This window comes from Streptomyces sp. NPDC001373 (assembly GCF_042895815.1).
Classification (GTDB): domain Bacteria; phylum Actinomycetota; class Actinomycetes; order Streptomycetales; family Streptomycetaceae; genus Streptomyces.
Genome location: NZ_JBIAWQ010000009.1, coordinates 239,882 through 259,842, shown reverse-complemented (window position 1 = coordinate 259,842; position 19,961 = coordinate 239,882). Strand labels below are relative to the sequence as shown.

The window sequence follows — 19,961 nt, the reverse complement described above, 5'->3', positions numbered from 1 at the left end:
GAGCGTTTGTCGCCACCCCGCGGTGGCGCCGTGACAATTCAGCACCCCCTGAGACGTGGAGAAAGAATTCCTGTGAGCCCGACCAATCGCACCGTGGTCGTCACCGGTATCGGCGCAACCACTCCGCTGGGTGGCGACAGCGCTTCGACCTGGGAAGGTCTGCTCGCCGGCCGGTCCGGTGTCTCGCCCCTGGAGGGCGAGCGCTTCGCCGAACTGCCGGTCCGTATCGCCGCCCAGGCCGCTGTGGACCCGGCCGAGGTACTCCCCCGCCCGCTGGCCCGCAAGCTCGACCGCTCGGCACAGTTCGCCCTCATCGCGGCCCGCGAGGCCTGGGCCGACGCGGGTTACACCGCTCCGGCCGGCGCTGAGACGTCAGCCGACGCGGCGGGCGCGACGGTCGTCCCCGAGCGTCTGGGCACCGTGATCGCCTCCGGCATCGGCGGCGTCACCACCCTGCTCGACCAGTACGACGTACTGAAGGAAAAGGGTGTGCGCCGGGTCTCCCCGCACACCGTCCCCATGCTCATGCCGAACGGCCCCTCCGCCAACGTCGGCCTGGAGGTCAACGCCCGCGCCGGTGTCCACACCCCGGTCAGCGCGTGCGCGTCGGGCGCCGAGGCCATCGGCTACGCCGTCGAGATGATCCGCACCGGCCGTGCCGACGTGGTCGTCGCCGGCGGCACCGAGGCGGCCATCCACCCGCTGCCGATCGCGGCGTTCGCCAACATGATGGCGATGTCCAAGAACAACGAGAGCCCGACCACAGCCTCCCGCCCGTACGACAAGGCCCGCGACGGCTTCGTCCTCGGCGAGGGCGCCGGCGTCGTGGTCCTGGAGTCCGCCGAGCACGCCGCCAAGCGCGGCGCCCGGGTCTACTGCGAGGTGCTGGGCCAGGGCCTGTCCGCGGACAGCCACCACATCGCGCAGCCGGAGCCGACGGGCCGCGGTGTCGCGGCCGCCGTGCAGAACCTGCTCGACAACACGGACCTCGACCCGTCCGAGCTCGTCCACGTCAACGCGCACGCCACGTCCACCCCGCAGGGTGACACGGCCGAGCTGAAGGCCCTGCGCAAGGTCCTGGGCGACGACCTCGATCACGTCGCGATCTCCGCGACCAAGTCGATGACCGGTCACCTGCTGGGCGGCGCGGGCGGTATCGAGACGGTGGCGACCGTGCTGGCGCTGTACCACCGGATCGCCCCGCCGACGATCAACATCGACGACCTGGACGACGAGATCGACGCCGACATCGTGCGCGGCGAGCCCCGCAAGCTGCCGGTGGAGGGTCCGATCTCCGCGATCAACAACTCCTTCGGCTTCGGCGGCCACAACGTCTCCCTCGCGTTCCGCACCGTCTGAGGGCAGGCACCCGCACCAAGGGGAAGGCCCCCTCCCGGCACTCTGCCGGGAGGGGGCCTTCCCCTTGGGTCTTCACGGGCCGCCCGGCTTCAGACCACCTGGTGGAGCCAGCGGACCGGGGCGCCCTCGCCGGCGTAGCGGAAGGGCTCCAGTTCGTCGTCCCAGGGCTTGCCGAGCAGCTTGGAGATCTCCGCCTCCAGGTCGGTCTCGCCGCGCGCGGAGCGGGCCAGGGCGGCACGCAGCCGGTCCTCGGGGATCAGGATGTCCCCGTGCATGCCGGTGACGGCGTGGAAGATGCCGAGCTCCGGGGTGGAGCTGTAGCGCTCACCCTCGGCGGTCGGACAGGGTTCGGCGGTCACCTCGAAGCGGAGCAGGTGCCAGCCGCGCAGGGCGGAGGCGAGTTTCGAGGCGGTGCCCGCCTCGGCCTGCCAGGAGAACTCCGCTCTCCAGGTGCCGGGGGAGGCGGGCTGCCTGATCCAGTCGAGGTTCACCCGCACCCCGAGCACGCCCGCAACGGCCCATTCCACGTGCGGGCAGAGCGCACGCGGTGCGGAATGCACGTACAGAACTCCACGTGTCGTCACCGGGACCTCCAGTGTGGGACGAGGTCGGGAATAAACTCCAGAAAACGGACAGTATGTGACGTGATGTAATGTAACGGAAAATATTAGACATTGCGCAGCGGCACCTGCGGCCGAAACGCCACGGGAAAAAGCTACCGTGCGCCGGGGGTCATGATGTGACGTACGGTCGCTCCGAAGCCCGTAAACACAGAGCATTCACTCAGCAGGACGCCCCGGGAAGGACACGGGGCGAGAGGGAGGGACCACCCGATGCGCACCACCGCTGCGCGCCGCCGCGTACGCCGGACCGTCACTGGCGCGGGCGTGGCGGTGGCCGTGCTGGCCGCGACGGTGACGGGGTGTGACGACGGCGCCGCGCCCGCGAAGGGGAGCGGGCGGGGGGCGCAGCCGAAGCCGCGCTGGAACCCGGCGCCGACCTCCGTCGCCGCCGTCGGGGACTCCATCACCCGGGGTTTCGACGCCTGTTCGGTACTGGCCGACTGCCCGGAGGTCTCCTGGGCCACCGGCAGCGACCCCGCCGTCAACTCCCTGGCGGCCCGCCTGCTGGGCGGGGCGCAGGTGCCCGAACGCAGCTGGAACTACGCGGTGACCGGGTCGCGCATGGCGGACCTGCCCGGCCAGCTGACCGAGGCGGCGGAGCACAAGCCGGGCCTGGTCACGGTGATGGTGGGCTCGAACGACGCCTGCCGGCCCACGGCTTCGTCCATGACCCCGGTGGCGGAGTTCCGGGCCGAATTCGAACAGGCGCTGAAGGGGCTGCGGGCGGCCTCGCCCGCCTCGCAGGTGTACGTGTCCTCCGTCCCGGACCTCCAGCGGCTGTGGGAGCAGGGCAAGGACAGCCCGATGGTGCGTCAGGTCTGGAAGCTGGGGATCTGTCAGTCCATGCTGGCCGAGCCCCTGTCCGCCGACGCGGAGGCGACGGCGCGCCGCGAGAAGGTGCGGGCGCGGGTGGTCGAGTACAACGAGGCGCTGCGCCAGGTCTGCGCGCAGGACGAGCTGTGCCGCTACGACGGCGGAGCCGTCTTCCAGTACCCGTTCGCGGCGGACCAGCTGAGCCACTGGGACTGGTTCCACCCCGGCCGGGACGGGCAGGCGCGGCTCGCGGAACTGGCCCACCGGCAGGTGACGGCGGCACAGCCGCCGCGTTGACGCTCCCCCGCCGGCGCGGGAGGGGACCCGGCCCCGCGCCGAAGGGCCGGGGCGGCTGTCAGGGGCCGCCGCCGGCCCGGTTCCCAGGCCGCGGCAAGGGTGATTTCCGGCCAATCCCCCGCCCCGGCGTGTCGCGGCCCTTTGCCCGCTAGAGGTCGAGGGTGACCGTCAGCCGGGTGTCGGCGTGCGAGTGGCTCGCGCGGACCTCGTAGGTGCCGCCGATCCGGCGCCAGCCGTGGGCCTCCTCGTCCCAGACCTCGAAGGCCCGGGCGGGGAGCTCGATCTCCGGCTCGACGCTCTCCCCGGGGCCGGCGGCGACGGACGCGAAGCCGGCCAGCCAGCTCGCGGGGCGCTCGACGGTCGTGCTCCGCGCGCTGTCGGAGGCAGCCGCGACGGGTGCCAGGTAGATCTGGACGACCTCGCGGCCCGGCCGGGTCCCGGTGTTGGTGAGGCGGACCCGGACGGACTCGGCGGTGGCCTCCAGGGACTCGTAGGCCCAGTCGGTGTAGCCGAGGCCGTGCCCGAAGGGGTAGGCGGGCCGCACGCCCCGGGCCTCGTAGGCCCGGTAGCCGACGAACAGCCCCTCGCGGTACTCCAGCCGCCCCCCGCTGGGGACGACCTCGGTGACGGGCGCGTCGGCGAGGGCGGCGGGCCAGGTGGTGGGCAGGCGCCCGCCGGGCTCGGCGTCCCCGAAGAGCACGTCGGCCAGCGCGGCCCCGCCCTCCTGCCCGGGGAACCAGGTCAGCAGCACGGCGGCGACGTCCTCGCGCCACGGCAGTTCGACCGGGGAGCCCGCGTTGACGACGACCACGGTGTTCGGGTTGGCGGCGGCGACGGCCCGGACCAGGTCGTCCTGGCGGCCCGGCAGCCCGAGGCCGCCGCGGTCGAAGCCCTCCGACTCCACCCGCTCGGTGGTGGCGACGACCACGACGGCGGTGTCGGCGGCGCGGGCGGCCCGTACGGCCTCGGCGATCAGCTCGTCGGGGTCGCGGCGGGGGCCGAGGTGCAGCAGGGAGAACATGACCGCCTTGAGCGGCATCGCGCCCATGTCGGGCACGTGGTGGGTGAGGGAGACCTCGACGGGCTCCCCGGCGGCCAGGACGGCCCGCGCACGCTCGCTGGGGGCGCCGAAGAAGGCCTCGAAGGGGTCGGCCTCGTCGCCCATCTCCTGGACGCCCTCCCACAGGGTCCGGCCGCCGACGGCGAGGCGGAAGGCGCCGAGCCCGCGGGTGCCGAAGACGTGCTCGCCGCTCTCGCGCGGGACGAACGTCCCGGTGACCTCGACGGAGGCCATCGTCCCGTACGAGACCCCCTCGGGCAGGTCCTCGCCGATCCACTGGACCTGCCCGGTCGGCAGGCTGCCCTCGCCGAGGACCGCCCCGGAGGCGTCGCGGCAGACGGCACGCAGCTCGAAGCCCTGCCCCGCGGGGGCGGGCTCGGCGCTGGGGTCGGCGCCGACGGCGTAGGCCAGGGCCCCCTCGGGCAGTGCGGCGGTGAGCCCGTCGAGCGGGGAGACCACCCGCTCGGGGAAGACGGTGGCGCTGCCGCCGCCCAGGACGCGGGCGTCGCGGGCGGCGGCTCCGATCAGGGCGACGGTGCGGCCGGCGGACCGCTCCAGCGGCAGGGCGCCGCCCTCGTTGCGGACGAGGACGGCCCCGCGGACGGCCAGCTCTCGGGCCAGGGCCTGCCCGTCGAGCGGCGCGGGCGGCTCGGCGACGGCGGCGGGGGCGCCCTCCAGGAGCCCGGCGCGTGCGGCGAGGCGCAGGACGTTGCGCACGGCCCCGTCCACGGTGGCCGCGTCCGCCCCGCCGGCCCGCACGGCCTCGGCGAGGGCGGGCCCGTAGACGGTCGTCGGGCCGGGCATGGCCACGTCGAGGCCGCCGTCGAGGCAGCCGGCGGTGGAGCGGGCGGCCATCCAGTCGGAGACGTTGCACCCGTCGAAGCCCCACTCGCCCCGCAGGACCCCGTTCACCAGCTGCCCGTGCTCCGTCATGGTGGTGCCGTTGACACGGTTGTAGGCGGTCATGACGCCCCAGGGGCGGGCGCCGCGGACGATGGCCTCGAAGGGGGCCAGGTAGACCTCGCGCAGCGGGCGGGGGGCGATGACGCTGTCGACGGTGAAGCGCTCGGTCTCGGCGTCGTTGCCGACGAAGTGCTTGACGGTGGTGCCGACGCCGCCGTCCTGGACGCCCTGGACGTAGCCGGTGCCGATGGCCCCCGTGAGGTACGGATCCTCGGAGTAGCACTCGAAGTGGCGGCCGCCGAGCGGGGAGCGGTGCAGGTTGACGGTGGGCGCGAGGAGGACGTGGACGCCCTTGCGGCGGGCCTCCTGGGCCAGCAGCCGGCCGGCCCGGCGGGCCAGGACCGGGTCCCAGGAGGCGGCGAGGGCGGTCGGGGAGGGCAGGGCGACGGAGGGGTCGTCGGCGGTCCAGCGCACACCCCGGACGCCGATGGGGCCGTCGGACATGACCAGCGAGCCCAGCCCGATCTCCGGGAGGGCGGGCAGGGACCACATGTCCTGACCGGACAGGAGGCGGGTCTTGGCGTCGAGGTCCAGCTTGTCCAGGGCCGCCTCGACGGCGTCCTCGCGGAGCTGCTCGCTCGCGCGCTCGTCGGGGACCTGATCGGCAGCGGTCACGGCCGTGCCTCCTCGCTCTGTGGGTGCGGTGCGGTGCGGTGCGGTGCGCCCATGGTGGACCCTTGCCCTGTAGGACGGTAGGTCTTGTCATCTTTTCGTGATCCACGCATGGCGTACGGTCGTACGACTGCGGACCGGATCCGAACGGAAGGGGTGTGGCGGGGCGATGGTCAGGGCCAAGAGCGAGGAGCGGCGCGGCGAGATCGTCCGTGCGGCGGTCGAGGTGATCGCCGAACGCGGCTACCGGGGCGCCTCCCTGGCCTCCGTCGCCGAGCGCGTGGGCCTCACCCAGCAGGGCCTGCTGCACTACTTCCCGACCAAGGAGGCCCTGCTGGTCGCGGTCCTGGAGGAGCGCGACCGCTGGGACACCGGCGGCGGCTCCCGCGCCTCCGCCGACACGTGGCGGCTGGACCTGCTGGCCTCCCTGGTGGAGTACAACGCCATGCGGCCCGGCATCGTCCAGACCTTCTCCGCCCTGCTCGGCGAGAGCGTCACCGACGGCCACCCGGCCCGCGCCTTCTTCACCGAGCGCTACGCGCAGGTGCGCGGCGAGATGGCCGCCCTGCTGCGCGCCGAGTTCGGCGAGCTCCTCCCCTCGGGCCTCACCCCGGAACAGGCCGCCCCCCTGCTCACGGCGGTCATGGACGGCCTCCAGTACCAGTGGCTGCTCGCCCCGGAATCGGTCGACATGCCCGGTGCGTTCCGCTCCTTCCTGACCCTGCTGCGGGGCCCCGGCGCGTAGCCGGCCGCCCCCACCGGGCATCCTTTCCCCCGGACTTCGAGCGGGGGGACACCACATGGAGCCGGAAGAGCACGAGAAGAAGGTCGCGTGGTCGGAGCTGTTCTTCGACCTCGTGCTGGTCTTCGCCGTGACCCAGGTCTCGGCACTGCTGCACCACGACCACGGGTGGGCCGGCACCGGCCGCGCCCTGATCGTCTTCGTCCCCGTCTACTGGGTGTGGGTCGGCAACACGATCCACGCCAACACCCACGACGCCGACCGGCCGACGGAGCGGATCGGCCTCTTCGCCGCCGGACTGTGCGGCCTCCTCATGGCCCTGGCCCTGCCCGACGCCTTCGGGGACCGCGGACCGCTCCTGGCCGGCGCCTACTTCGGAGCCCGCCTCGTCCTCGCCGTGCTCGCACACGGCCGCAGCCGCCGCCCGAGGCCCACCCCGGTGACCCTGTCGGTGCTGCTCAGCGGCCCCCTGCTGCTGGCCGGCTCCTTCCTCGACGGGTCCGCCCGGACCGGACTGTGGGCCCTGGCCGCCGCCGTGGACCTGGCCGCGCCCCGGCTGACCCGCCGCACCATGGTCCGGCTCAGCTTCGACTCGGGCCACCTCGCCGAGCGGTTCGGTCTGTTCGTGATGATCGCCCTGGGCGAGTCGATCGTGGCCGTCGGCGCCCCGGTGGCCTCCTCCCCCGAGCTGGACACCGGCGCGCTGGCCGCCGTAGCCGTGGCCTTCGCCCTGGTCTGCAGCCTGTGGTGGGTGTACTTCCACCTCGCGGCCGACGCCGTCCGGCACGGGCTGGAGACCGCGGCCGTACGGGCCGACGTGGCCCGGCAGGTCCTCTCGTACGGGCACCTCTCCCTGATCGCCTCCATCATCGCGGTGGCCGTCGGCATGGCCGAGGCCGTCGCCCACCCCGGGACCCGGCTCCCGCTCGGCGTCGCCGCCCTCCTCTACGGGGGCTGCGCCCTCTTCCTCGCCACCTTCGGCTACACCCGCTGGCACCTCTTCCGCTCCTGGTCGGTGACCCGGCTGACCGCAGCCGCGCTCGTCCTGCTCCTGCTGCCGGGGGCCGTACTGCTGCCCTCGCTGGCGGCGCTCGCACTGCTGACCGCCGTGGTGACCGGACTCAACCTGGTGGAGCTGGCCTTCGTACGCCGCCGCGGGCAGCTCCCCGGCGCCGTCCTGGCATCCTGAGCGCCATGAAGATCGCCGCCGCACAGCTCACCTGCACACCCGGCGACGTCGCCGCCAACGCCGCGCAGGCCGCCGCCCTCGCCGCGCAGGCCCGCGACCGGGGCGCGGAGCTCGTGGTCTTCCCGGAGTTCACCCTCACCGGCTACGAACTGGAAGCCCTCGCCGAGGGCCCCTCCCTCTGGATGGCCGACGCCGACGACCCCCGCCTGGACGGACTGCGCTCGTCCGGCACCGCCGTGGCCGTCAACGTCGCCCTGCGCACCCCGGACCCGCTGCCCGCCATCGCCACCCTGGTCTACGACGCGTCCGGCGCGCACCTCACCACGTACGCCAAGCAGCACCTCTACCAGCACGAACAGGGCGCCTTCACCCCGGGCACCGCGGACGGCCGCTTCGAACTCGGCGGCATCCGCTTCTCCCTGGGCGTCTGCTTCGACAACCACTTCCCCGACCTGCCCGCCCGGGGCGCGGCCGACGGCTGCCGGGTCCACCTGGCGAGCTCCCTGTACGGCACGGGCGGCGGCATCGCCGAACGCGCCACCATCTACCCGGGCATGGCCAAGGACCACGGCCTCCACGTCGTCCTCGCCAACCACGTCGGCCCGGCCGGCCCCTGGACCGGCTGCGGCGGCGCGGCGATCTGGTCCCCCGACGGCACCCTCCTCGCCGAGGCGGACGCCCACACCCCGACGGTGGCCACGGCGGACGTCCTCCCCGCCTAGTGATCCGGCAGCAGGTGTTTGGCGCCCCACTCCCCCAGGGACTCCAGGGCCCCGTTCAGCTCCCGGCCGAGCGGGGTCAGGGAGTACTCCACCCGGGGCGGGACCTCGTCGTAGACCTCGCGGTGGACTATGCCGTCCGTCTCCAGCTCCCGCAGCTGCGCCGCGAGGACCTTCTCCGACACCCCGGGCACCAGGCGGCGCATCTCACCGAACCTCAGGCCCGGGCGCTGGTCCAGCTCCCACAGGATCGAGACCTTCCATTTTCCGTCGATCACCGACATCGCCGCGGCGATCCCGCAGTGGTCCGCGCCCGGCCTGCGCGTCAGCGCCATCCCGCCCACCCCTCCCACCTGCTCGCTCACCTCGAGGTAACCACCCACTCCGAAGTGCGTACTTGAGCAACCGTCAGCCTGTCACCAGGCTAAACGGCATGACCGACAACGACACCGCGCACCGCCCGCTCACCCTGCTCGGCCTCGGCGACATGGGCACCGCCCTCGCCCGTACCTGGCTCGCCGCCGGGCACCCCCTGACCGTCTGGAACCGCACCCCCGCCAAGGCGCAGCCCCTGGCCGCCGAAGGCGCGGCCGTCGCCGCGAGCCCCGCCGGGGCCGTCGCCGCGAACACCCTGATCGTGCTCTGTCTGCTGGACGACGCGAGCATCGGCTCCGTCCTGGACGGGATCGACCTGACCGGCAAGGACCTGGTCAGCCTCACCACCGGCACGCCCGCCGAGGGCCGGGCCCGGGCCGCCTGGGCCGAGGAGCGCGGCGCCCGCTTCCTGGACGCCGGGATCATGGCCACCCCGTCGATGATCGGCGTCCCCGAAGCCGGCGGATACGTGTTCTACAGCGGCTCCCGCGCCCTCTTCGACACCCACCGCGCGACCCTGGAGGTCCCGGCCGGCGCCCGCTTCGTCGGCACGGACCCGGGCCACGCGGCCCTGCACGACGTGGCGCTGCTGAGCGCGATGAACGGGCTGTTCGCCGGGATCTCGCACGCCTACGCGCTGATCGAGGGCGAGGACATCGCCCCGCAGGACCTGGCACCGCTGCTGTCGGAGTGGCTGGGCGCGATGGGGTTCTTCGTCGGGAACGCCGCCGAGCGGCTGACCTCCCGGGACTTCACCACCGGGGTGGTGTCCAACCTGGCCATGCAGGTCACGGCGAGCGGCACGCTGCTGCGCACCGCCGCCGACCAGGGGGTCAGCGCGGAGCTGATCGAGCCGTACCTGAAGCTGATGAAGGAGCGGCTGGACGCCGACCCGGCCGCCCACGCGGGCGAGGACACGGTGGGGGCGATCACCCTGCTGCGGCGCGGGTCCGGGCGCTGACGCACCCGGGGCCCGGCGTCAGGAGTAGGACCGCGGGTCCGGCCGGTACCCGCCCGGTTGCCCCAGCCCCGGCCCCTGGGCCTGGCCGTAGCCGTGCCCCTGGACCGGGGGCTGACCGTACGCGGGCGCCTGCTGCCCGTAGCCCTGGCCCGGAGCGGGGGCGTAGCCCTGACCGCCGTAGCCCTGGCCGGGCGCCGGCGGGTACGCCTGGCCCGGGGCCTGGGCGTAGCCCGGGCCGTAGGGCCCCGCGGCCCCGTACGGCCCCGCCTGGGCCGGGGCGGCGGTGCCGTCCTGGCCGCCTTCCTCGTCCCGCGCGTCGTCCTCGGAGCCGTCGGCCCCCACCAGGTCCCGCGCCAGCAGGGTCGCCCCCGCCACCGCGCCCGGCATCAGGAAGACCGCGACGAACGGGATCAGGAACAGCAGCACCAGCGGCACCCCGAAGCCGAGCGCCGTAGCGCGCCGCCCGCGCAGCAGGACGAGCTGCTCGTCGAGGTCCACCCGGCGTCGCTGGAGGGCGACCGAGGTCAGCTCCTGGGCGAGGAAGAAGCCGGAGACGCCGAAGCCGATCGCCGGGACCACCGTCTGCCCGACCACCGGGATGAACCCGAGGGCGAACAGCAGGATCCCGTAGAGCATCACCCGCACCAGCAGCCGCAGGCTGTCCCGGGCGGAGATCCACAGGTCCTCCCAGAACGAGCGCCCCGACTCCGGGACCTCACCGCCCTCGGTGCGGTCGACCTGCTCCGAGAGGGACTCGTAGAAGGGCTGGCCGACCAGCAGGGTCACCGCGGTGAAGGTGATCACCGAGAGGAAGAGCCCGAGGGAGACGACCAGGGCCGTCAGGAACCCGCGGAAGAGCCCGAGCCATGGCGAGGACCAGTCCGAGGCGAACGGCGTCGCCCAGGCGGTGAAGTCGTCGGCCCCGTAGAAGAGGCCGGTCAGCGCGGCGCCGTAGAGCACCAGCGAGACCAGGCCCGGCAGCAGGCCGAAGCCCAGCCAGCGGCCGTTGGCGAACACCCATCTCTGTCCGGCCCACAGGTACCGGAAACCCCCCGCAAGATCACGCATGCGGCCAGTTTACGGCGAAGGCCGCACCCCCCGGGGGGTGCGGCCTTCGTGGAGCTGCGGCGCGGGAACGTCAGGCGACGTTCAGCTCGACCGTGATGTTGCCGCGGGTCGCCTTGGAGTACGGGCAGATCCGGTCGGCCTTCTCGACCAGGTCCTTCGCGACGGCGGCATCCACGTTCGGGATCGAGGCGGTGAGCTTGACGATGATGCCGAAGCCCTCGTCGTTCTTGCCGATGCCGACCTCGGCGGTCACGGTGGAGCCGGTGACGTCGACGTTCTCGTTGCGGGCCGCGACGCTGAGGGCGCCCTGGAAGCAGGCGCTGTAGCCGGCGGCGAACAGCTGCTCCGGGTTGGTGCCGGCGCCGCTGCCGCCGAGCTCCTTCGGCGGGTTCACGACGACGTCGAGCTGTCCGTCGTCGGTGGCGACGCGGCCGTCGCGGCCGTTCTCGGCGGTGGCGACGGCCGTGTACGCGACGTCGGACTGGGTGATGGACATGAAAGTGGATCCTCCGGATAGACGCCGCGACTCGCGCCCACGATCGCGACGGTATGGAGGGAGCCTAACGGTTGCCCGCTCCCCTGCCCGAGGGAGGGTTTCTCCGAACCCGGTGGGGGGATTCCTGGCTCACGCCGCCTGGCCGGGCAGCGCCCGGCCAGGTCTTCCGCCATCGGCACCACCCGGGGCCGGACCAGCCCGGGCGAGCAGGACGTGCGGAGTCCTTGTCCCGGGGGGACACCGCTCCGCACACGCGGGTCTCCTGGAGTGCCCCGGCCCGACGGCCGGGGCATCCTCCGCTCAGCGGGTGAACGTGACGATCATCTTTCCGGTGTTCTCGCCGCGCAGCATTCCGAGGAAGGCCTCGGGCGCGTTCTCGACGCCCTCGACGACCGTCTCGTCGTAGCGGAGCTCGCCGGAGGCCAGCCAGCCGGCCACGTCCTTGACGAACTGCGGCTGGAGGGCGGCGTGGTCCCCGACCAGGATGCCCTGGAGGCGCAGGCGCTTGCCGATGACCATCATGAGGTTGCGCGGGCCCGGGGCGGGCTCGGTGTCGTTGTAGCCGGCGATCGCACCGCACAGGGTGGCACGGCCGTGCACGTTCATCTCGGAGATGGCCGCTTCGAGGTGGTCGCCGCCGACGTTGTCGAAGTAGACGTCGACGCCCTCGGGGGCGGCCTCCTTCAGCTGCTTCGCGACGGGGCCGTTCTTGTAGTTGAAGGCGGTGTCGAAGCCGTACTTCTCCGTGAGGAGGGTCACCTTCTCGTCCGAGCCGGCGGAGCCGATCACCCGCGAGGCGCCCTTGATCTTCGCGAACTGGCCGACGAGGCCGCCGACCGCGCCCGCCGCACCGGAGACGAAGACGGAGTCGCCCTCCTTGAACGAGGCGACCGCGAAGAGGCCCGCGTAAGCGGTCAGGCCCGGCATGCCGAGGACGCCGAGGTAGGCGGAGAGGGGGGCGAGGGAGGCGTCGACCTTGGTGGCGTGCTTCGCGTCGAGCTCGGCGTACTCGCGCCAGCCCAGCATGTGCAGGACGTGGTCACCGACCTCGAAGCCCTCCGCGTCGGAGGCGACGACCTCGCCGACCGCGCCGCCCTGCATCGGCTCGTCGAGCTGGAAGGGCGGGATGTAGGACTTGGTCTCGTTCATCCGGCCGCGCATGTACGGGTCCACGGACATGTGGAGGTTGCGGACCAGGATCCGGCCGGCGCCGGGCTCGGCGGACACGGGCACCTCACGGAGGGCGAAGTCCTCGGCCACGGGCCAGCCCTGCGGACGGCGGACGAGGTGCCATTCGCGGCTGACGGCGGGGATCTGAGACATGAGGGGCTCCAGAAAGAGGGTGGGGAACGCGGTGGGGACGGGAAGCGGGAACGCCGGAGACCACGGACCATGGAGGACCGCGGAAGCCGGAGAATTGCTTCACGACCTGAAACAACCATGCTCCTGGATATTTCATGTTGTCAAGCAAATGGGTACGCTGGTCCCATGCCCAGTCGTCGCGCAGACCCAGTGACCGTCGAGGTCGTCGAGCTCATCGGCGACGTCGTGGCCCGCTACCACATGGAGTACGAGGAGGCGGCCGCCCGCCACCAGCTCACCGGCGCCCAGGCGAAGGTCCTGACGCTGCTGTCGCTGGAGCCGCTGCCCATGCGCCGCATCGCGCAGAAGCTGCGCTGCGAGCCGTCCAACGTCACCGGCATCATCGACCGGCTGGAGACCCGCGGCCTGGTCGAACGCCGTCCGGACCCGGCCGACCGCCGGGTGAAGCTCGCCGCGCCCACCGGGGAGGGGGCCGAGACGGCGGAGCGGCTGCGCGAGTCGCTGGACTTCGCGCGCGAGCCGCTGGCCGGGCTCTCCGCCGAGGAACGCACGACCTTGCGGGATCTGCTCAAGCGGATGCTGGACTGAGACCCGGGGCCCGTCGGCCCGGCCCGCTCAGCAGAAGATCCAGAACACGCAGGTGTCGGTCGGCTGCGGCGTCGGCTTGCCCTGCTTGGTCTTCGTCGGACTCGGGTGCGCCGTGCCGGAGGTGCCGGCCGACGGCTTCCCCGATCCCGTCGGCCGTACGGTCGCCCCACCGCCGGAACCTTTCTGCGAAGGGGTCCCCGTCGGGGCGGAGGCGCTCCCGCTCGGCCCCGGCTGCGCCGACCCGCTCGGGCTCGCGCTGGGCCGGGCCGTCTTCGCCGCCCCGCCCGGGGCCTTCGGCAGGGCCGAGGGCGCGGCGGGGGCCTCGCTCGGGAGGGCGTCGGGCTGCTTGGGCCCGTTGTCGGTGAGCACCACCTCGTCGGCCCGGTTGACCCCCTCGTCGTCGCCCACGATCCGGGCCACGGCGATCGAGCCCCCGGCCGCGAGCACCAGCCCCAGCCCGACGGCCAGGGCCGTCCGCCCGCGCCTGCGGCGGGTGGCCGCGCGCTTGCGCGTGCCGGCCCGGCCCCCGTGGGGGGCGGTCAGCACGACGAGGGAGTCCGCGAACACCTCGGCCAGCGCGGGCTGCGGCTCGGGGGCCGGGGCCGGCGCGCCGGGCGCGGCGGCCGACAGGTACTCGGCCGGGGTCCCGCACCCCGCGCACGCGAGCGCGCCGTTGAGGTGTCTCTGGCAGGCGGGGCAGAAGTAGTTCATGGCGCCCGCAGGCTATGCGGTCCCCGGCAACATAAGTATTCCGGGAGCGTGAGGATCCTGTGTGGAATCGTGGCTTCCATGACCGCGACCCCCCGTCCGAGCCGCCCGGGAGCCTTCGGGCCGGACTCCTTCCAGCTGGTGCTGCTGCGCAGGATGGCGGACTTCCAGCCGGATCTCGCGGAGGCGGCCCGGCTGCGGCTGGGCGCCACCCTCGCCGAGCAGCGGGAGGCCAACCGGCGCTGGCAGGCGATGGTCCGCTCCCCCCGGTCGCGCGGGGCACTGGCCCGCTACCGGTCGGCGCTGGGCCCGCCGGAGTCGGCGGAGCCGCGGCGGATCGGGGACCTGGAGTGCGAGGCGCTGCTGTGGCCGGTGCCGCTCTGGCCGGAGCTGCGGTTCGAGGTGCTGGCGGCGCCGGACGGGGCGGTGTGGAACGAGTGGCTGGTGCGGGCCCCGGGCGCGCGGGGGCCCGTACTGGAGACGGACGCGGATCTGCTGCCCTGGTCGGCGACGGTGGACGAGGTGGCCCGGGCCTTCGCTCCGGCCCGGCCGATGGAGGGCACCGCGCCGACGCGCTGGCGGCTGGCGTTCACCGCGTCGGGGCGGGCCCTGGTGGCGGAGTTCACGTACGGCCTGCTCCAGCGGGTGCAGCCGGCGGGGGAGGGGGCGGCCTAGCCAGGGCCCGGCCTCAGGAGCGGAGGAAGGCGCGGACGCCCCAGGCGGTGGAGGTGCGGTGGTGGGGGCCGGCCGGCGAGATCCAGTGGTCCACGGTCGCCGTTCCGCCGCCGCACTTGACGCACCAGCGGCCGACGAGGGAGCCGAAGGAGTGGCCCACGAAGTCCGCGCGGAGGGAACCCCAGACGCCCGGATCGGCGTTGTGGCCGTGGACGAACACCACCGGATTGCGGGCCGCGGCGGCCGTGCGGGCGGCCGCAGCCTGGGCCGGGACGAGCGCGAGCAGGGTGAGGCAGAGGGTCAGGAGTGCCAGGAACCTCTGGCGGGGCGTCAGCATCTGGTCCCCTATACCTTGTTACGCACGGGTAGCGCGGACGGTGCGCGCATGCTGCTGCCTGTCGGTACAGAAATCCACCCCCGTGCAGCACGTCCGCCCCGCACGACGCGCCCCGGCCGGAGCATTCCAGCAGGCGGTATGCCCTATTAACCCGAGAAGATATGAAATGCGACCGGCGTCCGCCGGTCCCCTTCTGTACCAGCGCTCTCGGGAGGACCTGCCGTGACCGTCAGTCTTGAGCAGTTGCGCCGCTGCCACGTCGCCGTCGACCTGGGGGCCGCGAGGACCCGCGTCTACGTGAAGGGAGCCGGACTGGTCGTCGACGAACCCAGCGTCGCCGCCGTCAACACCCGTACCGGCGCCCTCATCGCCGTCGGCACCTTCGCCGAGCGGATGACGGGCCGCACACCCGACTACATCCGCGTCGTGCGCCCCGTCTCCGGCGGCACCGTCGTCGACATCGAGATGGCCCAGCGGATGCTGCGTCACCTCCTCGGCGAGAAGCTGCGCCGGGCCCTGCGCCGCAAGCCCCGACTGCGTGCCGCCTGCTGCACCCCGCACGACGCCGACCCGCTGGCCCAGCGCGCGGCCGTCGAGACGATGGTCGGACTGGGCGCGCGGCGCGTCGAACTGGTCGACACCCTGATCGCGGCGGCCGTCGGCTGCGGCCTGCCCGTGGAGCAGCCGACCGCGACGATGATCATGGTGTGCGGGGCGGCGGCCACCCAGGTCGCGGTCCTCTCCCTCGGCTCGATCGTCACCGCCGAGCGGATCCCCGTCGGCGGCGAGGCCATCGACCACGCGGTGGTCCAGCACCTGCGCCACGCCCACGAGCTGATGCTGCCGAGCCAGGCCGTCCGCCCCCTCCAGCTGGCCCTGCACGGCAACGGCATCACCTCCGACGGGCCCGCCTCGACCCTGATCCACGGCCGCGACGTGGCCACCGGGCTGGCCCGCTCCGTCCACGTGGACACGGCTGCCGTCCGGGACGCCATCCACACCCCGCTGACGGCCGTCCTCGACGGCATCGGCAAGGTACTGCGCGACTGCCCGCCGGACCTGGTCGCGGACCTGACGGACCGGGGGATCATGATGGTGGGCGGCAGCGCCCTGCTGCCGGGGCTGGACCAGATGCTGAGGGATTCGACCGGAATGCCCGTGGCCATCGCGGAACGGCCCGACGTGTGCGCCGTCATGGGTCTCGGCGCGATGCTCGAAGGGAAGATCGCCCCGATGGTCCTCAACCCGCTGGCCGAATGAGGCAGGAGCCTGCCGCCGAAGGGACGGGTGGTCCGGGGTCCGTGCCGGCGAACGAGCCGGGGTCCGTGCAGGGTTCCCGTCCGGGGACCGAGCCGGGTCCGGGTTCGGGTTCGGGCTCCGAGCCGGAGTCCGGTGCCGAGCCCGAGTCCGGTGCCGAGCCGGGGTCCGGGGCCGAGCCCGAGTCCGGTGCCGAGCCCGAGTCCGGTGCCGAGCCGGAGTCCGGGACCGAGCCCGAGTCCGGTGCCGAGCCGGAGCCCGAGCCGGAGCCCGGGCCGGAGTCCGGGGTGGGCGGGCTGGTGGCCGGCGCGACGCCGTCCGGCCTCCCGGTGCTGCTGGACGCCGTCCTCAGCGTCGGCTCGGAGCCGGAGCTCCAGGCCACCCTCCAGCACGTCGTGGACTCCGCCACCGAGCTGTGCGGGGCCCGGTACGGAGCGCTCGGGGTCGTCGACCCGGAGCGCGGCAGGCTCACCCAGCTGTTCACCTCCGGGATGACCGAGGCCGAACGGGCGGCGATCCCCCGGCTGCCCGACGGCCGCAGCGGCGTGCTCGGCGCGCTGATCACCGACCCCCGGCCGCTGCGGCTGGACGACCTCGCGCAGGACCCCCGCTCGGCCGGCCTGCCGCCCGGGCACCCGCCCATGCGCAGCTTCCTCGGCGTGCCGATCAGGGTGCACACCGAGGTCTTCGGGAATCTCTACCTCACGGAGAAGGCCGGCGGCGGCCCCTTCACGGACGAGGACCTCACCCTGGTGCGGGTCCTGGCCTCGCAGGCCGGGATAGCGATCGGCAACGCCCGACTGTTCGAGACCGCCCGCCGCCGGGAGCGCTGGATCGAGGGCGCGGCCGCCGTGACCACCACCCTGCTGGCGGGGCGGCCGGCGGCCGACGCCCTGATGTGCGTCGCCGAACGGGCCCGGCTGCTGGCGGACGCGGCGGCCGGCGTGGTGCTCCAGCCGACCCCGGAGGGCGGCATGGAGATCGTGGCCGCCTCCACGCACGGGGACCCCGGCGACCTGATCGGCACCACCATCGCGCCGGGTTCGCCCGTACTGGTGCAACTGCTGGGCGGAGAACCCGTCTTCATAGAGGACTCGTCGACCGACCCCCGGATGACCACGCACGTCCGCAAGCGGTTCGGGCCGAGCATGATGCTCCCCCTCCAGAGCGGCGGCCAGCTGATCGGCACCCTCGCCCTGCCCAGAGCCCGGGGCGGGCGCCCGTACGACGCCGTCGACCGGCTGCTGGCCTCGCAGTTCGCCTCGCAGGCGGCGCTGGCACTCGTCCTGGCGGACGCGCAGCACGACCGCGAGCAGCTCGCCGTCTACGAGGACCGCGACCGCATCGCCCGCGACCTGCACGATCTCGTGGTCCAGCGGCTGTTCGCGACGGAGATGATGCTGGAGAGCACCCGGCGGCGGTCCTCGAACGCGCCGACGGGGGACGTGGCGGACGTGGGCGACGAGCTGAGCCGGGCCGTGGACGAGCTCGACTCCACCATCCAGGAGGTCCGCACGGCCATCTTCGCCCTCCAGCAGCCTCCGACGGACGCCCCGACGACCTTCCGGGGACGGGTGCTGCGGGAAACCGGCGGAGCCGCCGTCCTGCTGGGCTTCCAGCCGTCGGTCCACTTCGCGGGGGCGGTCGACGCGCTGCTCCCTGACCGGGTGACGGACGCCCTCCTGGCCACCCTCCGCAGCGCCCTGGCAGCGGCCCACCGCCGCAGCGGGGTCACGGCGATCGCGGTCGAGGTGGACGCCACCCCGTCCCGCGTCCGCCTCACGGTCTCGGACGACGGCGACACGGACGCGGGCTCCCGGGGAACGACGGTGACGTGGGAGTCGGGGCTGTAGCAGGGGGGTGCGGGCCGTCTCCTTTGGCACACCCGACTCCCATGGCCGCCCGGCTCCCCGTCTGCGGCTGGGTGGGCCGGGGGCGGAGTCCCGCCGGGTCGGCTCCGCACCGCGGGGCGGGACCGGGAAGGGCGGGACCTCGGCCGGGCGGTCCGGGGAGGGCTCGGGGGGTTCCCGGAGGGACGGCACGGTTCGGTGATGGACATGCGGCAGGACCAGGAATCAGACGAGGTCGTCGGGGCCGCCTCGCCGGGCGTCCGGGCCGGCCACAGGCCTCAAGCGGCACCGCCCGACGCATCGGATCGCCACGCGCTCCTCCCGTCTCGGCGTCAGACGCCCGCCTGGGGCCGCTGCCTGCACGAAATGCCGATCAGGAAGGCATCCGGGGCGGACAGGCGCATCGGATCGCTACGCGCTTCCCATGTCTCGGCGTCAACCGGCCGTCCGGGCCTGGCCATGGGCAGGGACGTCCGGCCGAGACCCCGCCATGGCCCCGGCACCCCGCGCGGGCAGTGGCGGGCCTCCGCCACGGGCCCCCGTACGCCGCGCCCACCGCCTACCCTGGCCGCGTGACGACCCGTCTCTCGGCCCGTGCCGCCATCGCCGCCCTGACCGACCCCGGGAGCTTCGCCGAGCTGCCCGCGCCCGCCGCGGAGTACCCCGACGACGACGGGCCGCTCGGCTGGGCCGGGTACGACGCCTCGCGGGCCCGGGCCGGGGCGCGGACCGGGGAGCGGGAGTCCGTCGTCACCGGGACCGCCCGCATCGGCGGGCACGAGGCCGCCCTCGTCTCCTTCGAGTTCGGGTTCCTCGGGGGCAGCCTCGGCCGGCGTACCGGCGACCGGCTGGAGGCCGCGTACGCGCACGCCCGCGAGCGCCGCCTGCCGCTGGTCTCCCTGATCGCCACCGGCGGCTCCCGCATGCAGGAGGGGATGCTCGCGCTGGCGCAGCTCCAGCGCGTGGCCCGCCAGTGCGTGCTGACCCGGGCCGCCGGGCTCCCGCAGATCGCGGTGCTGCGCGACCCCACCACCGGCGGCGGCTGGGCCACCCTCGGAGCGGGGGCCGACGTGGTGCTGGCGCTGCCCGGGGCGCAGGTCGGCTTCGCCGGGTCCCGGGTGCGGCCGGCGGACGCCGATCCGGCGGCGTACACCGCCGAGGGGCAGTACGCCGCCGGGCACGTCGACGCCGTCGTCCCCCCGGCGGAGCTGCCCGCGGCGGTCGGGGACTGGCTGCGGGTGCTGGCCGCGCCCCGGGCGGGCGTCCGCGTCGAGCCCCCGGCCGCGCTGGGTGTCGTCACGCCCCCGCTGACCGGCTGGGACGCCGTCCGGCAGGCCCGGCGCCCCGAGCGCCCCCGGGCGGAGGCGTACCTGGACGCGTACTTCGGGCTGCGGCTGCCGCTGCGCGGGGACCGGGCCGGGGCCTTCGACGCCGGGATGCTGTGCGGGTTCGGGCTGCGGGAGGGGCGGGCGGTGGCGTACGCGGCCCAGTGCGGCACCGCCACCCGCCCGGCGGGCTACCGTACGGCGGCCCGCGTGATCCGCCTCGCGGACCGGCTCGGCGTCCCCGTGCTCACCCTGGTCGACACCCCGGGCGCGGCCAACGACGCCGCCGCCGAGCACGCGGGCGCCGGTCCGGCCATCGCGGACTGCTTCGCGGCGGTCGCGGCAGCGACCGTCCCGGTGACGACCCTGCTGATCGGCGAGGGCGGTTCGGGCGGGGCTCTCGCCCTGGCCGCGCCGGGCAACACATGGGTGACCCCGGACAGCTACTTCTCGGTGATCGCCCCCGAGCTGGCGGCGGCCATTCTCAAGCGCCCCGCCGAGGAGGCCCCCGCCACGGCGGACCAGCTCCGCATCCGCCCCCAGGACCTGGTGGACCTCGGCGTGGCGCGGGGCGTCGTCGGCCCGGAGGCCCGCGCGTAGGCCGGACCGCGGATCCCGGGA

The 19,961-nt window shown here is 74.2% G+C and carries 19 protein-coding genes; 11 read left to right on the top strand and 8 right to left on the bottom strand.

Annotated features, from left to right (window positions below):
- Positions 1-72 precede the first annotated feature (72 nt).
- On the top strand, positions 73-1,359 hold the full coding sequence (locus ACFY15_RS21960) for a beta-ketoacyl-[acyl-carrier-protein] synthase family protein (RefSeq protein ID WP_390689126.1): 1,287 nt from the start codon (positions 73-75) through the stop codon (positions 1,357-1,359).
- 89 nt (positions 1,360-1,448) lie between these two features.
- On the opposite strand, the gene ACFY15_RS21955 is transcribed toward ACFY15_RS21960, so the two are convergent.
- The gene (locus ACFY15_RS21955; protein WP_285536194.1) at positions 1,449-1,943 is read right to left on the bottom strand and encodes a DUF3145 domain-containing protein; all 495 of its coding nucleotides are present in this window, start codon (positions 1,941-1,943) and stop codon (positions 1,449-1,451) included.
- Positions 1,944-2,192: 249 nt separating this feature from the next.
- Between ACFY15_RS21955 and ACFY15_RS21950 the strand changes: the two genes are divergently transcribed.
- The gene (locus ACFY15_RS21950) at positions 2,193-3,092 is read left to right on the top strand and encodes an SGNH/GDSL hydrolase family protein (protein ID WP_390825970.1); all 900 of its coding nucleotides are present in this window, start codon (positions 2,193-2,195) and stop codon (positions 3,090-3,092) included.
- 148 nt (positions 3,093-3,240) lie between these two features.
- Here the strand turns inward: ACFY15_RS21950 and ACFY15_RS21945 are convergent, their stop codons facing one another.
- Positions 3,241-5,730 carry a beta-glucosidase gene (locus ACFY15_RS21945; RefSeq protein ID WP_390689124.1) on the bottom strand — a complete coding sequence of 830 codons (2,490 nt, stop codon included), beginning with the start codon at positions 5,728-5,730 and terminating at the stop codon, positions 3,241-3,243.
- Positions 5,731-5,896: 166 nt separating this feature from the next.
- Between ACFY15_RS21945 and ACFY15_RS21940 the strand changes: the two genes are divergently transcribed.
- From ACFY15_RS21940 to ACFY15_RS21930, 3 genes are read left to right on the top strand one after another with little or no spacing between them, the layout of a single operon-like run.
- Entirely contained in the window at positions 5,897-6,472 is a 576-nt protein-coding gene (locus ACFY15_RS21940) for a TetR/AcrR family transcriptional regulator (RefSeq protein WP_390689123.1), read from the top strand.
- A 55-nt stretch (positions 6,473-6,527) separates the two neighbouring features.
- Positions 6,528-7,658: a low temperature requirement protein A gene (locus ACFY15_RS21935; protein WP_390689122.1), complete on the top strand. Its 1,131-nt coding sequence runs from the start codon at positions 6,528-6,530 to the stop codon at positions 7,656-7,658.
- A gap of 5 nt (positions 7,659-7,663) precedes the next feature.
- Positions 7,664-8,380, top strand: coding sequence for a carbon-nitrogen hydrolase family protein (locus ACFY15_RS21930; RefSeq protein ID WP_390689121.1), 717 nt, complete (start codon positions 7,664-7,666; stop codon positions 8,378-8,380).
- On the opposite strand, the gene ACFY15_RS21925 is transcribed toward ACFY15_RS21930, so the two are convergent.
- A complete protein-coding gene (locus ACFY15_RS21925) occupies positions 8,377-8,712 on the bottom strand; it encodes a winged helix-turn-helix transcriptional regulator (protein WP_390689170.1) in 336 nt (111 codons plus the stop codon). The genes ACFY15_RS21930 and ACFY15_RS21925 overlap by 4 nt on opposite strands.
- Before the next feature lie 98 nt (positions 8,713-8,810).
- Between ACFY15_RS21925 and ACFY15_RS21920 the strand changes: the two genes are divergently transcribed.
- Positions 8,811-9,713: an NAD(P)-dependent oxidoreductase gene (locus ACFY15_RS21920; protein ID WP_390689120.1), complete on the top strand. Its 903-nt coding sequence runs from the start codon at positions 8,811-8,813 to the stop codon at positions 9,711-9,713.
- 18 nt (positions 9,714-9,731) lie between these two features.
- On the opposite strand, the gene ACFY15_RS21915 is transcribed toward ACFY15_RS21920, so the two are convergent.
- From ACFY15_RS21915 to ACFY15_RS21905, 3 genes are all read right to left on the bottom strand, one after another.
- On the bottom strand, positions 9,732-10,781 hold the full coding sequence (locus ACFY15_RS21915) for an EI24 domain-containing protein (RefSeq protein ID WP_390689119.1): 1,050 nt from the start codon (positions 10,779-10,781) through the stop codon (positions 9,732-9,734).
- Between the two features lie 70 nt (positions 10,782-10,851).
- Positions 10,852-11,277, bottom strand: a complete 426-nt coding sequence (locus ACFY15_RS21910; RefSeq protein WP_390689118.1) for an organic hydroperoxide resistance protein — start codon at positions 11,275-11,277, stop codon at positions 10,852-10,854.
- 300 nt (positions 11,278-11,577) lie between these two features.
- On the bottom strand, positions 11,578-12,600 hold the full coding sequence (locus ACFY15_RS21905) for an NADP-dependent oxidoreductase (protein ID WP_390689117.1): 1,023 nt from the start codon (positions 12,598-12,600) through the stop codon (positions 11,578-11,580).
- Positions 12,601-12,765: 165 nt separating this feature from the next.
- On the opposite strand from ACFY15_RS21905, the gene ACFY15_RS21900 reads away from it, so the two are divergent.
- Positions 12,766-13,188, top strand: coding sequence for a MarR family winged helix-turn-helix transcriptional regulator (locus ACFY15_RS21900; protein ID WP_390689116.1), 423 nt, complete (start codon positions 12,766-12,768; stop codon positions 13,186-13,188).
- 27 nt (positions 13,189-13,215) lie between these two features.
- Here the strand turns inward: ACFY15_RS21900 and ACFY15_RS21895 are convergent, their stop codons facing one another.
- Entirely contained in the window at positions 13,216-13,899 is a 684-nt protein-coding gene (locus tag ACFY15_RS21895) for a hypothetical protein (RefSeq protein ID WP_390825969.1), read from the bottom strand.
- Between the two features lie 78 nt (positions 13,900-13,977).
- On the opposite strand from ACFY15_RS21895, the gene ACFY15_RS21890 reads away from it, so the two are divergent.
- Positions 13,978-14,571, top strand: coding sequence for a hypothetical protein (locus tag ACFY15_RS21890; protein WP_390689114.1), 594 nt, complete (start codon positions 13,978-13,980; stop codon positions 14,569-14,571).
- A gap of 13 nt (positions 14,572-14,584) precedes the next feature.
- On the opposite strand, the gene ACFY15_RS21885 is transcribed toward ACFY15_RS21890, so the two are convergent.
- Positions 14,585-14,908 (bottom strand): hypothetical protein, encoded by a 324-nt coding sequence (locus ACFY15_RS21885; RefSeq protein WP_390689113.1) that lies wholly within the window; start codon positions 14,906-14,908, stop codon positions 14,585-14,587.
- 222 nt (positions 14,909-15,130) lie between these two features.
- Here ACFY15_RS21885 and ACFY15_RS21880 point away from each other — a divergent pair, with 222 nt between their 5' ends.
- The 3 genes from ACFY15_RS21880 to ACFY15_RS21870 all read left to right on the top strand — a co-directional run bounded on the left by ACFY15_RS21880 (position 15,131) and on the right by ACFY15_RS21870 (position 19,940).
- The gene (locus tag ACFY15_RS21880) at positions 15,131-16,168 is read left to right on the top strand and encodes a rod shape-determining protein (RefSeq protein ID WP_390689112.1); all 1,038 of its coding nucleotides are present in this window, start codon (positions 15,131-15,133) and stop codon (positions 16,166-16,168) included.
- A gap of 284 nt (positions 16,169-16,452) precedes the next feature.
- Positions 16,453-18,018 (top strand): GAF domain-containing protein, encoded by a 1,566-nt coding sequence (locus ACFY15_RS21875; RefSeq protein WP_390689169.1) that lies wholly within the window; start codon positions 16,453-16,455, stop codon positions 18,016-18,018.
- A 569-nt stretch (positions 18,019-18,587) separates the two neighbouring features.
- Positions 18,588-19,940, top strand: coding sequence for a carboxyl transferase domain-containing protein (locus ACFY15_RS21870; RefSeq protein ID WP_390825968.1), 1,353 nt, complete (start codon positions 18,588-18,590; stop codon positions 19,938-19,940).
- The last annotated feature ends 21 nt before the right edge of the window (positions 19,941-19,961 follow it).